Origin of the sequence: Thalassotalea sp. G20_0 (assembly GCF_017744175.1) — a bacterium.
Classification (GTDB): domain Bacteria; phylum Pseudomonadota; class Gammaproteobacteria; order Pseudomonadales; family Endozoicomonadaceae; genus Endozoicomonas.
The window spans coordinates 1-13,468 of the sequence record NZ_JAGHQV010000080.1; the positions used below are offsets into that span (position 1 = coordinate 1).

The following is a 13,468-nucleotide window of genomic DNA, read 5'->3' on the forward strand; positions in this document are numbered from 1 at the left end:
AGAAGAGATCATTACCCAGGTGGCGCTGGGCAGTTTGGGGGCCGTGCATGGCAAGCCTGCCGGGCAACGGCAGGCGGAAATAGCAGCGCGGCTGCAAATCGAAGCGGAGGAGTTTGCCCAGACTCCGGTTTAATGATGGAACCCATGGGCAACAAACTACCGGGCCAGGAGGCTGACCCGTTTACGTTGATCGGTTGAGTTCAGGTTAGCGGGAACGCATCTTCAGATGCGGGCTGAAACGTTTGGCACTGCCTTTCACCTTCCTGGCCTGCACTTCGTTCTTTTTCAGCTGGTCCCGGGGCTTTTTGTGGAAGGCGAGCGCTGGGACGGGTCAACCAGTGCGGCAAGGGCGTCGATATCCGATTTTTCCAAGTCGCTTCTTTCCGAGTAAGCCTTGAATTATCAAGGGCTGAGGCCATAAGTCAGTGCCACTGGTAGTTGACCCCATATCATAATGACAGAAGGAACCCATCAATTACATTGAAACCGTATACTAACCATGCAAACTGACCTGAGCCAGATCCATTAACTCACGATTGGCAACGGCAAACATGGCCAGATCGGCCTGTGGAGCACTGCGTATATCGGCCAGCATACTCTGCCAGCGGGCTACCAGAGCATGGTTATCCATAATCCATTTATCAATGGTTTGTTCAATGGGTACGCCATCCTGCGCCATGGTAATGAGCCCTTCGGATAATTTACGCTGCTGCCAGCTCAGTTCGTCCCTGGCGCTGTCCCGTGCCAGAGACTGCCAGTGATTAGTCACCTCCAGCTGCGACAGGGCATTACCATACCAGGTCAGCTCCAGGCGAGAGCCTATGGTAAAGAAAGTCCTGATGGCTACCTCCAGGGGAACCCCGGTTTCGTCGGCTACCCTGATCACGGGCAACACACTCAACAGATAACGCTGCCCGGCAACCACCAGAGCCAGCGCCTGTGGAACGCCTTGTGCAACCATACTGTCAACGGCCTTGTCCAACTCTGCCTTTTCTTCTTCACCGAGGGATTCGGTAAAACAGGAGAGGAATTTCTCCACCCTGGGCCCATAATGTTCAACACACTCGGCCGGTATCAGGTCCTGACGCTTCAGACGGATAAACCAGCGGGTAGTCCGCCTCACCAGCTTGATCAATGCGCCCATCATCCGGTACTGCAAGGCACTGGAAACCTTATGATCCAGTTGCTCAATCATCATCCAGTAACGGGAAACATTAAACACATCACGACTGGCACTGAAAGCACGGGCGATCTCGGCCGATGACGCCCCCGTGGTCATCTGCAGCCGATAAACAAACGTAATCCCCATCATATCAATCAGATGATTGGCAATCTGGGTAGAGATAATCTCCTTGCGCAGACGATGTTTTCTGATCTCCTCCGGGAAGCGGTCCACCAGAATCCGGGGAAAGGCACTGTATAATTCCTGGGTAAGATATCGATCATCAATCACCGTCGAGTTCAGTAACGCTTCTTTCAGGTCAGCTTTACTGTATGAAATCAACAGAGACAGTTCCGGCCGTGTTAACCCCTGCCCATTAGCGGCCCGTTCGGCCATCGCTTCATTATCCGGCAAAAACTCAATGGTTCTGTCCAGCTTACCCCGTTCCTCAAGGTGCTGCATAAAACGACGATACTCACCCATTCTTGAGGCAACGTCCGACTCAACCACAGAAATGGCCTGTGTCTGACGGTAGTTATTGGTCAATACCAGGGCGGCCACTTCATCGGTCATGCTTTCCAGCAGCTGGTTTCGCTGTTTAATGGTCATATCGCCATTGGCGACCATATCATTCAGAAGAATCTTGATATTGACCTCATGATCAGAACAATCAACGCCACCGGAATTATCAATAAAGTCGGTATTCAACCCACCGCCCTTCAGCGCATACTCCATACGCCCCAGTTGACTCAGCCCAAGATTACCCCCTTCCCCGACCACACTGGCCTGAACTTCACAACCATTAATTCTCAGTGGGTCATTGGCCTTATCCCCCACGTCGCTGTGGGTTTCGTTCATTGACTTGATGTAGGTACCGATACCGCCATTCCATAACAGATCAACCGGGGCCCGCAGCATGCAGCGAATCAACTCATTGGGTGGCAGATGATTGGCGGTAATGCCAAAGCGTTGCTTCATGGCAGGCGTGATGACAATGGACTTTGCCTGACGGGAAAAAACGCCCCCACCTTCAGAAATAAGACTGGTGTCGTAGTCTGTCCAGCTGGAACGGGGCAATTCAAACAAACGACGGCGCTCGGCAAAACTCTGATAAACATCCGGATCGGGATCAACAAAAATATGCAGATGGTTGAATGCACCGATTAAAGCAATGGTTTCGGAGCACAACATACCATTGCCAAAAACATCTCCACCCATATCGCCAATACCAATGGTAGAGATCACATCCTGCTGGACATTTATCCCTTTTTCCCGGAAGTGTCTCTGCACCGAAACCCAGGCACCTCTGGCGGTAATCCCCATCTTTTTGTGGTCATAACCCACACTGCCGCCAGAAGCAAAAGCATCCCCCAGCCAGAAGTTGTAATCCTGCGCAATGCCGTTGGCGATATCGGAAAACGTTGCCGTGCCTTTATCAGCGGCCACCACCAGATAACTGTCACTGTCGTCATACATCACCACACCATCCGGATGAACCACGTCACCTTCCACCAGATTATCGGTGATATCCAGCAGTCCTCTGATAAAGGTTTTATAACAGCGTATACCCTCTTCCATCATCGCTTCCCGGCTGCCATCAACCGGTAACTGTTTGGGCACAAAACCGCCTTTGGCACCCACGGGGACAATAAGGGCATTTTTCACCTGCTGGGCTTTAACCAGTCCAAGAATTTCCGTTCTGAAATCTTCCACCCGGTCAGACCAGCGCAAACCGCCACGGGCCACTTTGCCCCCTCTCAGGTGCACACCTTCGACAATGGGCGAGTAGACAAAAATTTCATACAGTGGCACCGGTTTGGGAATGTCCGGTATCTCCCTCGCTGCCATTTTCAGGGAGATATACGACTTGGCACTTCCTTCGTCACTCTGCTGATAACTCTTCTGATAAAAATTGGTTCGCTGTGTTGCCTTGATCACATCCTGATAACAGCGGATAAGCTTGTCTTCACTCAATACTTCCACCTGGTCAAGCCCATGGAGAATTTGCTGCTGAATATGCTGCTGACGGGCAAGGCGCTGGGTTATGGACAGCTTCAGCATGGGGTTGAAGCGAACCTCAAACAATGCCACCAACAACCGGGCAATCTCAATGTTATTGCACAACGTTTCGGCAATATAAGTCTGGCTGAAACCAACACGAATCTGCTTCATATAACGGGCATAAGCCCGAAGCATGGCAACCTGCCGCCAACTCAGGCCTGCGGATAATACCAGCCGGTTGAACCGGTCATTTTCCGCCTCCCCGAACCAGATTTTTTCAAACGCTTCCCGGAAGGTGGGACCCACTTTTTGCAGATCAATAGTAATTCGTGAATCGAAACTTAATTGAAAGTCATGAATCCAGATGGTCTCACCGGAAGCGGTGTTAATCAGATAGGGATACTCACCGAGCACACGCAGACCCAGGTTTTCAATAATTGGAATCTGGTCAGCTAACGGCAGGGGCTCGATAAAATGGTACAGTTTCAGATGAACCAGACCGGCGGCATCATCCAGTGACTGGTAAAACCCCATGGCCAGCGGCCGGTCATTGTCCATTTTTTCAAAATGGCGAATATCCGTCACCGCAGACTGAGGCTTGAACGCTTCCTGATAGGCGGCACTGAACCCATCAGAGAACCTTGCCAGTAGTTTATTCCCCCGCACCTCCCCAAAGGTTTCCAGCACCTCTGTCCTGAGGTCATCATTCCAGGATGATCCCGCGAGCATAATCTCCCGGGTAATCACGTCCAGATTGTAATCAATCCGCCCTTTCAACTTGAACACGAAATGAACTCTGGCCAGGATCGACTCAGAAAAATAGGTGGTAAACTCGCTGTCCTCTGCCTCTAGCCGGTGACAGAGAATGTTTTCCACCCGCCGACGGAAGCGGGTACTGTAGATATCCCTTGGCACATAGACCAGCGCTGAACAAAATGGCCCGTAGGGGTCCTGCCGGATAAAGACTTTTATCTGCTTCCGCTCCTGCATTCGCAGGATTGACATCGCGGTCTGAAAAAGCTCGTCCTGACTGGTCTGAAACAGTTCATCCCTGGGAAAAATTTCCAGTATCTGTACCAGGTCTTTGCCATGATGGCTTTTGGGGTCCAGGCCAGAGCGTTGCAGGATCGCCGACACCTTGTTACGGATATAGGGAATGGCATAGGGCGTCTTGCGATAAACCGGAGAGGTGTAGAGACCAACAATACGCGCTTCACCCACAATGCGCCCCTGCTCATCAAAACGTCGCACGGTGATAAAGTCAGGATAAGCTGGCCGGTGAACACTGGAGCGGACAGAAGCTTTGGAGAAAGAGAGCCGCTCGGTCAGCTCAAACAGGTCATGTTCAATAAAAGGTTCCAGTGACAGCTGACCGGGCTGACCTTCATTGGCGGGTTTCAACAGCCCAAACAGTGACTCCGACGGTCTTCTCAGCCGACGGCTGCCTTCATATTCTGTGACAATCAGTTCTTCGTAACCCAGGAAGGTGAAATTGTCATCCAGCAGCCATTCCAGAAACGCCTGAACCTCATCGTCCTTTTTCAGCAAGCCACCTGCCATAGCCGCCGGGTCTCCGGCCATAGCCGCCAGCCTTTTCACCCGTCCGGTCATTTCATCAAAGTCATCGACAACACGACTGACATCCCTAAGAACCGCATTCAATTGGCTCTCCAGTTGGTCCAGTTGACTCTGGTCCTCACACCTGTCGATTTCGAGATAAACAAAGGCCTCCTGGCAAACAAATTCACCCTCACCCCGTTCCTCCCCAAACTGCAGGGTCATGTCTCCGGCACGCCGGGAATAGAAGACGCCATTGCGCAATAAATGAATGGTTGAGCCATAATCGTTCAGCTTCATCCTGAGCGAGTCCACCACAAAAGGCATATCCCGATGGAGGATTCGGATGACGGTATGGGTTGAGTGCCAGCCATGCATGTTATATTCCGGATTGATGACCTCAATGCGCGGCTGGCCCGGATTATGGTATTGAATGAACTTCCAGAATGAGTGGGTAGCGCCCAGCAGTTCCTGCCAGTTGCCGGATACCAGATCCTCATGGGTATCCAGTGAGTAATACCGATAGACAAACTCATGAAAGCTATCCAGCTGCTCTACCGGAATATGGGTAGCCAGATCACTGATCAGTTTATCCAGAGTTTCTTCACGCTCCTGACTATTTAACTGCCCCATCCCTGGCCTCTCCATTTTGAATAGATATCTGTTGTAAAATCCTTGTACTAGACCATCGGCCTTGGCAAACCTATATTGAAGGGCGCTGTGGAAAATAAGGCCTTTAAGTAGTTGGCCAAATGGAATTGTATTTTCTGGTTTGGTGGGCAGTTACTATGCAGGGCACAACGAAGGGAGCATAGCCTTAGCTATGTGACCGGAGTTGTAACGCCGCACGACTGCATGGATGCAGGAGCTAGAGCAACGCAGGAGCAGTTGCCGAGAGTGACTGATCACCAAGTCAGAAAATACGATTCCATTTGGTTAACTACTTAATGGTAAAGCATTCGACAAGACACAGGGATGGGACTTATCAATAGCGCAAATGACTTGTAGAATTTCCAGACTGAAAAGTGGTGCCATGCACTCTCTTTAAAGACGCAGACAGATTGCCAGGTTGAAAAAAATGTCATCAAGCCACTGTTTTACCCAATTCAGTCAGCTGAAAAACTACCTCTCCAGCACCATCATTGGCCAGGAACATCTGGTTAACCGCCTGTTAATCACCCTGCTGGCTGACGGACACCTGCTGGTTGAAGGTGCGCCCGGCCTGGCCAAGACCAGGGCGGTTAAAGCACTGTCCGATGGCCTGGATGCCGATTTCCACAGAATCCAGTTTACCCCTGACCTGCTGCCTGCCGATGTCACCGGCACCGACATCTATCTGCCGGAAGATGGCAGCTTCCGGTTTCAGCCCGGCCCGATTTTTCACAACCTGATTCTGGCGGACGAGATCAACCGCGCACCGGCCAAAGTTCAATCTTCATTATTGGAAGCCATGGCCGAGCGGCAGGTCAGTGTTGGCCAGAAAACCTACCCATTGCCTGAGGTCTTTATGGTGATGGCCACCCAGAACCCCATTGAGCAGGAAGGCACTTACCCATTGCCGGAGGCCCAGCTGGATCGCTTTATCATGCATGTCCGGGTGGGCTATCCCGATGTTGCCGCAGAGCGGGCAATTCTGAAACTGGCCAGGGGAGAAGCCATGCAGACACCGGTTGAGCGCCCCCAATCCCCGCTTACCCGGGAAGAAATTCTGCAGGCCCGCCAGGCAGTGCTGGCCGTGCATATGGAGCCATCGGTTGAGGAATACATTGTTCAGTTAATTAATGCCGGCCGCCACCCGGAACGTTACAGCGATCAACTCTCAGGATGGCTGGATTACGGTGCCAGCCCCAGGGGCACCATTGCCCTTGATCGCTGCGCCCGTGCTTATGCCTGGCTGGATGGCCGTGATTATGTCACCCCTGATGATGTCCAGGCGATCGCCCACGACGTGCTGCGCCATCGCCTGCTGCTGACCTTTGAAGCAGAAGCCGAGGGTAAGGATGCAGACCAGATCATTAACCAGCTATTAGACATCGTTCCCATCGCCTGAACTGATTCACACATGCATTAAAAGGGCTATTAGAGAAAAGCCATGAGTGGAGCCTACTGTACATTACAGAGCCTGGTTAATCTGCGGTTGTCGGCCAGGGACCTGCCTTTGTTTCGCCAGGGACGCAGCCAGCGGCAGATGCTGGGTAACTCCCGTTCCCCGTTCAAGGGCCGTGGTATCGACTTTGAAGAAGTCAGGGCCTATCAGTTCGGGGATGATATCCGTTCCATCGACTGGCGGGTCACAGCCCGGAGAATGAAGCCGCACACCAAAGTATTTCAGGAGGAGCGGGAGCGGCCGGTGATGATTTTGCTCGACCAGAGCCATGCCATGTTCTTTGGCAGCCAATTGAACTTCAAATCCGTCACTGCGGCGGAAATCTCCGCTCTGATTGCCTGGGCAACCCTTAACCATGGTGACCGGATTGGCGGTGTTATTTTCAATGAACATGAGCTGAATGAAACAAGGCCAAAGCGTTCCAGAAAAACGCTGATGCACTGGCTTAACCAGACTGAGCAGATGAACCGGAAGCTCCGCCTTGCCTCCATAGCCAGTACGGATGCGGAACATGGGCTGGCCAGAACCCTGAGGCACACCCGGCGAGTAGCCCACCCCGGCACCCAGATATTTCTGATCAGCGATTTCAGTCATATTAATAAAGAGTCCGAACAGCATCTGGCTCAGCTGGCCCGGCACAATGAACTGATGGCGATCAAAGTGAACGACCCTCTGGAGCAGCATCTGCCAACTCCGGATCAATACCGGATAACCGATGGCATGCACAATCTGTCGGTGAACACCGGCCACCCTCAGCTGCGCCAGCAGTTCCATCAGCAGTATCTGACGCACCATGAACAGCTGAAGCAGATGCTGGCACGGTATCGTATCCCGCTGCTGGAGATTAATTGTGCCACACCCTCCGCGCAGCAGTTGTTGGGGCTGTATGGTGTCAGGACGAACAACAGGGAGCTGGCTCAGTGAAGAGATATTTGGTGGTTAACGTCTGTTTTGAGCTTACGGCACCACAGAGGACTTAGTTATGGACCTGCAAAATCCTCTGGACCAACTCCGCCCGAACCATCTCCCGGACCCTGTTGGATTATGGCCACCCGCCATTGGCTGGTGGCTTCTGGCGTTGATCGGTATTGCCCTGATAGTTCTGGTCACCCTCTACAGCTGGCGTCGCTGGCAGAAAAACCGTTACCGCTCAGAGGCACTGCTGCAAGCCAGAAAAATTCACGCTGACTATCAGGTTCACCAGTCGCTGCACAGACTGGCCAATGAATCCAATGAACTGTTAAAACGGGTAGCCTTGCATGCGTTTCCTGCCAACAAGGTTGCCGGGCTGAACGGGGCTTCCTGGAACCAGTTTCTGGCGGATACCGGCGATATGCCAGAATTCCTCAACCACAGCGCCTTCAATAACCACCGCTATAACCCGCAGATACCGCTAACGCCGCCCCACGGCACTCCCGACGAGATGCCAGCGAACGTGTATAAACTCACCCGGCAATGGATAAAGAAACACCATGCTTGAGCTTGAATGGCCCTGGATACTGATTGCCCTGCCCTTACCTCTGCTGGTTTATCGATTAGTCAAACCGGCCAACAGCAATAATGATGCCGCGCTGTATGCCCCTTTTTATGGCAAGCTGTCGTCCATAGTGGGTGAGCAACGGGCAGAACAGGAAACGCCTTCTGGCAAACGAATCATTCTACCCGGTGTGATCTGGCTACTGCTGCTTACTGCTGCCAGCAAACCGGTATGGCTGGGAGACCCCGTTGAGATACAGGACAGTGGTCGTGACCTGATGATGGCCGTTGACCTCTCAGGCAGTATGGAGATCAAAGACATGGTGCTCAATGGCCGTCAGGTTGATCGGCTAAGCGCCACCAAAGCGGTGATGAATGACTTTATCGGGCGACGTCGTGGCGACCGACTCGGACTTATCCTGTTTGGCACCCAGGCCTACCTGCAAACACCGCTGACCTTTGACCGGGAAACGGTCAGAACACTGATGAATGAGTCGGCTATCGGGATGGCGGGCAACAAGACAGCGATTGGGGATGCCCTGGGCCTTACCGTCAAGCATCTTCGTAAGCGCCCCGAAGACAGTCGGGTGCTTATCTTGCTGACCGATGGTGCTAACACCGCTGGAGAAATCTCCCCGCTGCAGGCGGCCCAGATTGCCAGAGAAGAAGGCATCAAAATCTACGCCATTGGCCTCGGGGCTGAAGAGATGGTGGAACGCAGTTTCTTTGGCTCCCGCCGGGTTAATCCATCGGCGGACCTGGACGAGCAAACCTTACAGGAAATGGCAGGACTAACAGGCGGTCAATATTTCCGAGCCCGTAATATTGAGGAACTGAATAAGATTTATGCGCTGCTGGATCAGCTTGAGCCTGTCGTTCAGGAAGAAGAGGTGTTTCGCCCCAGCAAGAACCTGTTTTTCTGGCCACTGGGGCTGGCGCTGCTGCTAAGTCTGATCCCGGCAATGATAAATATCAATTTCCCCAGCGCTCTTAACCACTGGAAAGCGGACAAAGGGAAGGCTCACCATGATTGAATTTTTCTCTTTGTTTATAGATCAATTCCATTTTCTCAGACCTCTCTGGCTGCTGATGCTACTGCCCTGCATCACCCTGGTATTCCTGCTTTGGCGACAACATCGGGATCGGGGCAGCTGGTCTAAAGTCATTGCCCCTGCTCTTCTGCCCTGGTTATTGGAAGGAGAGCAGCAGAAACCGGCTCGCTGGCCGCTTATGCTGGTATTGACTGGCTGGGTGATCGCCTCTCTGGCCCTTGCCGGTCCTGCCTGGCAGAAGGAGCCGGTCCCCGTCAGTAAACATCAACAGCCCTGGGTGGTTGCCGTTGACCTCTCCTATCACATGTACGCGGCTGATCTTTCCCCCAACCGCCTGACACGGGTGCGGTTCAAGCTGCAGGATTTGTTCAACCAGCGCAGTGAAGGACTCTCTGCCCTGGTCGCCTACGCTGGCTCTGCCCATACCGTAGCGCCACTGACAGACGACAGTCGTACATTAAATAATCTGACCAAAGCCCTTGGCCCTGACATTATGCCTGTGCAGGGTAACAACCCTGTAGCAGCAGTGCGCCTGGCAAAACAGCTCCTGACTCAGGGCAGCAGTGAGTCCGGCGATATTTTACTGGTCACGGGCTCCATGACCGCAGCACAGGCGGAGCAGATTTCCAGTCTGCTGCAGAACAGCGGTATTCGTTTATCCATTCTTGGTACCGGCACTGAACAGGGGGCACCGATTCCATTGCCTGATGGCGGTTATCTGAAAAATCAACAGGGAGCCATTGTCGTCCCTCAACTGGAGCAGTCCCTTCTGCAGTCACTGGCCCGGGCCAATGGCGGTAGATACCAGACCATGACCGTTGCAGCTACTGACCTGCAAGCCCTCCTGCCAACAGGCAACATCAATCCACTATTCAGCGGACAGATATCAACTGAGCGTGAGTTTGATCAGTGGTATGACGCCGGTTACTGGTTGGTATGGCTGCTATTACCGGCTGCCCTGCTGGGCTTTCGCCGGGGTTGGTTAGTACTGATCATGATCTCCCTGTTGCCGGTCCCCCGGGATGCCATGGCATTAAGCTGGAATGATCTGTGGCAGACACGGGATCAGCAGGGGCAGAAAGCGCTCCAGGAGGGGAATCCGGAGCTGGCAGCCAGCCTGTTTAACGATCCGGCCTGGAAAGCGGAAGCCTTGTTCCGGAATCAGCAGTTTGAGGAATCTGCATCAACCCTTAACTCTCCTGATGATCAGACGATTGAGCCCATATCGGCGTACAACCGGGGCAATGCACTGGCCAGGGCAGGCAAACTTCAGGAAGCCATTGACGCTTATGACCAGGCATTATTCCAACAACCCAATATGGAGGATGCCAGTTTCAATCGTCACCTGGTTGAACAGTTATTACAGCAGCAGTCAGACCAATCGCAGCAAAATCAGGGAAACAACAGTCAGCAAAATAGCACCCGGCAAGAAAGTGGCCAGGGTGAAAATAGCCAGCAGCAGTCCCGGAGCGATAATAACCAATCCAGAAACAACAACCGGGATGACGCTGCTCCTGAAAATGACCAGGCAGGTGAAAACACCAGCATGCAGGAATCTTCATCGCAACAGCGTCCGCAGAACAACCCATCAGTTGATCAGAACCAGCAGCAAGATCAACAGACTCAACCTCAGCCGTCTGAAGATAAGGACAGCACCAGCCCATCACAACAGACCGCTCAGGCAGAAAAAAATAAAGTGGATGATAAAGCTCCGGAAACAACGGCCAGCGCTTCGGATGAAGAGGGAGATGAACAGCCACTTTCTGCCGAACAACAGGCTATTGAAAGCTGGTTGAGAACCATTCCGGATGACCCGGGTGGTCTATTACGCAGAAAGTTTCTGCATCAGCAACAGTCTCAGCAAAACAGAACGGAGGAGGCATCATGGTAAATCGAAAGTCATTTTATTTGATGTTGACCGCATTGATCAGTCTTTCGGTTTCCATGATGGCCAATGCGGCATTTACCGCCAGTGTTAACAGAACGTCACTGGCCAGCCATGAAACCCTGGAGCTAACCCTGCGCACGGATGAAAGTTCCAGTGACGCTCCAGACCTGAAACCCCTGGAGTGGAGTTTTGATATACTGGGCACCCGGCAACAGAACAAGACCAGTATCATTAATGGCAAAAGGGAGTTTAGCCGCGACTGGGTGGTTACCCTGGCTCCGAAACAGCAGGGAACGCTGGTGATTCCCCCAATCCAACTGGGTGACCTGCAATCTGAAGCGGTTACCATCACCGTCAGCGATAACAGACCCGATGACCCAACAACGGATAGCGGCCCGATCCTGATGAACGCCGAGGTCAGCAGTAACAGCATTTATGTCCAGCAGGAGCTGATCTTCACCCTGACCATTCTCTCCAGAGTCCAGCTGTATGATGATAACCGGCTGAGTGCCCTGGACATCAGCGATGCACTGATTCAGCAGCTGGGGGAAACACGAAAACTGGATACCATTATTGAGGGTATTCGCTACCGGGGATTTGAGTTGAAGTACTCGATTCATCCCCAGTCAGTGGGTGACATAATCATACCATCACTGACCTTTACCGGTGTGGCGGTGGAGCCCCGGGATCCATTTGGCAGTTTCTTTTCCAGTGGTGGCAAACCCGTACTTGCCCGCTCCGGGGAGATACAAATTGAGGTAAAACCCAGACCTGAAAACTACCCTGCCAGTGACACCTGGTTACCCGCGAGAAAGGTAACGATTCAGGAGCAATGGAGCCAGCCACTGGACAGTTTGCAGGTGGGTGATGCCATTACCCGAACCATTACCGTCAATGCCGACGGTCTCAGTGCCGCACAACTGCCACCTATTCTGATGACTCAGCCAAAGGGAGTGAACAGCTACCCGGATAAATCCGGGACTGCAGACCGCGAAACGGCCAATGGCGTTCAGGGGCAACGCACGGATTCCATAGCCATGATTCCAACCCATCCCGGAAAAATCACGTTGCCCGCGATTGAATACACCTGGTTTGATACAGCAAGTGGTGAGACTAAAACCTCCAGACTGCCTGCAACAGAGATAGATGTAGCCGCCGATCCAAACGCTAATGCCTTAACCGTGGCCTCCCAGACCACATTGCCAACAGACAAGCCTGCTGAATGCCCGGAACCTGCCAGAGTCAGCGATGCAACATCGCAGGAATCTCCCGGCATCTGGCAGACACCTGTCTTCTGGCAGTGGTTAACCGCTTTTTTTGCACTGTTATGGCTGATGACCCTGGCATTCTGGCGGTTCAAATCCAGTGCCGCAACAAAGTCAGATCAACCAATCATTAACATGGGTGGACGTCATCGATCCGGGAAACACGCCTCTGAAGCAGAAGCATTCCGCCAACTGGAAGCAGCCTGCCTGCAGAACGATGTTCGGTTGACGCTGAGCGAATTGAAAAACTGGGGTCGCATATATCTTAACAACAATCTTACCAACAACCTTAACAAAAATCTTAACAATGAGAACCTGACATCATTGACCGACTGTCTCAATCAGCTTGGCTCAGAGGAACTGAGCGTGATCTGCAACCAACTGACAGTCAGCCTTTATCAAACTCAGGCAGGAGGGGCTGCTACAACTGCTAAAGAGGAGCAGTTGACCACATTGCTGGAAGTATGCAGAAAGCTCAGAGGCAGAAAGTCTGTTCGGAAAAAAGATCAGCTGCCTGGTAAGCTTTATCCAGAATAGATCAGCTGAATTTGACGGGAGCTTCCAGGAGGCTGACCGGGAATAGCGCCCGTCCAGGCGACCCAGTAGCGAAGATGGCAGAAAACTTCCGACTTTTTAGACCAAGTGGTGATAGTGATGTTTCTTAGCAGTGAAAGCTGCTGGCTCTCTTATGTTTTCAGAAATTATGAATACGTCAGTTTTCAGGCTGTGGCAGTTGACGTGTATTCATCCGGAGTAGCGGCAGCGGTGCGCTATCCAGTATCACATCCCACAGCCAGGCTGCCTGACAAAAAGGTCAGGCTTCTCTGATACCGGTTGCCTGGAACTTTACCGGGCTGACAAGGTCGTACTCTATCGTTGTCATTCTCAAACGATTCTCCAATTGGAAACAGGGAGGACCTTCAAACAAACCATGCAGTCACCTTCCTCCTCAGCAACCGC

At 52.5% G+C, this 13,468-nt stretch carries 7 protein-coding genes; 6 read left to right on the forward strand and 1 reads right to left on the reverse strand.

What is annotated here, in order from left to right; genetic code table 11:
- Positions 1-493: 493 nt before the first annotated feature.
- Complete coding sequence (locus J7438_RS23665) at positions 494-5,353, reverse strand: NAD-glutamate dehydrogenase (protein WP_209278536.1); 4,860 nt, start codon at positions 5,351-5,353, stop codon at positions 494-496.
- Between the two features lie 445 nt (positions 5,354-5,798).
- Between J7438_RS23665 and J7438_RS23670 the strand changes: the two genes are divergently transcribed.
- The 6 genes from J7438_RS23670 to J7438_RS23695 are packed head-to-tail and all read left to right on the forward strand — an operon-like array spanning position 5,799 to position 13,045.
- Positions 5,799-6,770: an AAA family ATPase gene (locus tag J7438_RS23670; RefSeq protein WP_209278537.1), complete on the forward strand. Its 972-nt coding sequence runs from the start codon at positions 5,799-5,801 to the stop codon at positions 6,768-6,770.
- A 42-nt stretch (positions 6,771-6,812) separates the two neighbouring features.
- A complete protein-coding gene (locus J7438_RS23675; RefSeq protein ID WP_209278538.1) occupies positions 6,813-7,751 on the forward strand; it encodes a DUF58 domain-containing protein in 939 nt (312 codons plus the stop codon).
- A gap of 58 nt (positions 7,752-7,809) precedes the next feature.
- Positions 7,810-8,307, forward strand: a complete 498-nt coding sequence (locus J7438_RS23680; protein WP_209204557.1) for a DUF4381 domain-containing protein — start codon at positions 7,810-7,812, stop codon at positions 8,305-8,307.
- Positions 8,300-9,337: a vWA domain-containing protein gene (locus J7438_RS23685; protein ID WP_209204556.1), complete on the forward strand. Its 1,038-nt coding sequence runs from the start codon at positions 8,300-8,302 to the stop codon at positions 9,335-9,337. Before J7438_RS23680 ends, J7438_RS23685 begins: the two co-directional genes overlap by 8 nt.
- Complete coding sequence (locus J7438_RS23690; RefSeq protein WP_209278539.1) at positions 9,330-11,246, forward strand: vWA domain-containing protein; 1,917 nt, start codon at positions 9,330-9,332, stop codon at positions 11,244-11,246. The genes J7438_RS23685 and J7438_RS23690 overlap by 8 nt, the downstream gene beginning before the upstream one ends.
- Positions 11,240-13,045, forward strand: a complete 1,806-nt coding sequence (locus tag J7438_RS23695; RefSeq protein WP_209278540.1) for a BatD family protein — start codon at positions 11,240-11,242, stop codon at positions 13,043-13,045. Before J7438_RS23690 ends, J7438_RS23695 begins: the two co-directional genes overlap by 7 nt.
- The last annotated feature ends 423 nt before the right edge of the window (positions 13,046-13,468 follow it).

Bases quoted from the DNA above. Each gene is read 5' to 3' on its own strand.
- J7438_RS23665 (WP_209278536.1), bottom strand. From the start codon at position 5,353: ATGGGGCAGTTAAATAGTCAGGAGCGTGAAGAAACTCTGGATAAACTG.
- J7438_RS23670 (WP_209278537.1), top strand. From the start codon at position 5,799: ATGTCATCAAGCCACTGTTTTACCCAATTCAGTCAGCTGAAAAACTAC.
- J7438_RS23675 (WP_209278538.1), top strand. From the start codon at position 6,813: ATGAGTGGAGCCTACTGTACATTACAGAGCCTGGTTAATCTGCGGTTG.
- J7438_RS23680 (WP_209204557.1), top strand. From the start codon at position 7,810: ATGGACCTGCAAAATCCTCTGGACCAACTCCGCCCGAACCATCTCCCG.
- J7438_RS23685 (WP_209204556.1), top strand. From the start codon at position 8,300: ATGCTTGAGCTTGAATGGCCCTGGATACTGATTGCCCTGCCCTTACCT.
- J7438_RS23690 (WP_209278539.1), top strand. From the start codon at position 9,330: ATGATTGAATTTTTCTCTTTGTTTATAGATCAATTCCATTTTCTCAGA.
- J7438_RS23695 (WP_209278540.1), top strand. From the start codon at position 11,240: ATGGTAAATCGAAAGTCATTTTATTTGATGTTGACCGCATTGATCAGT.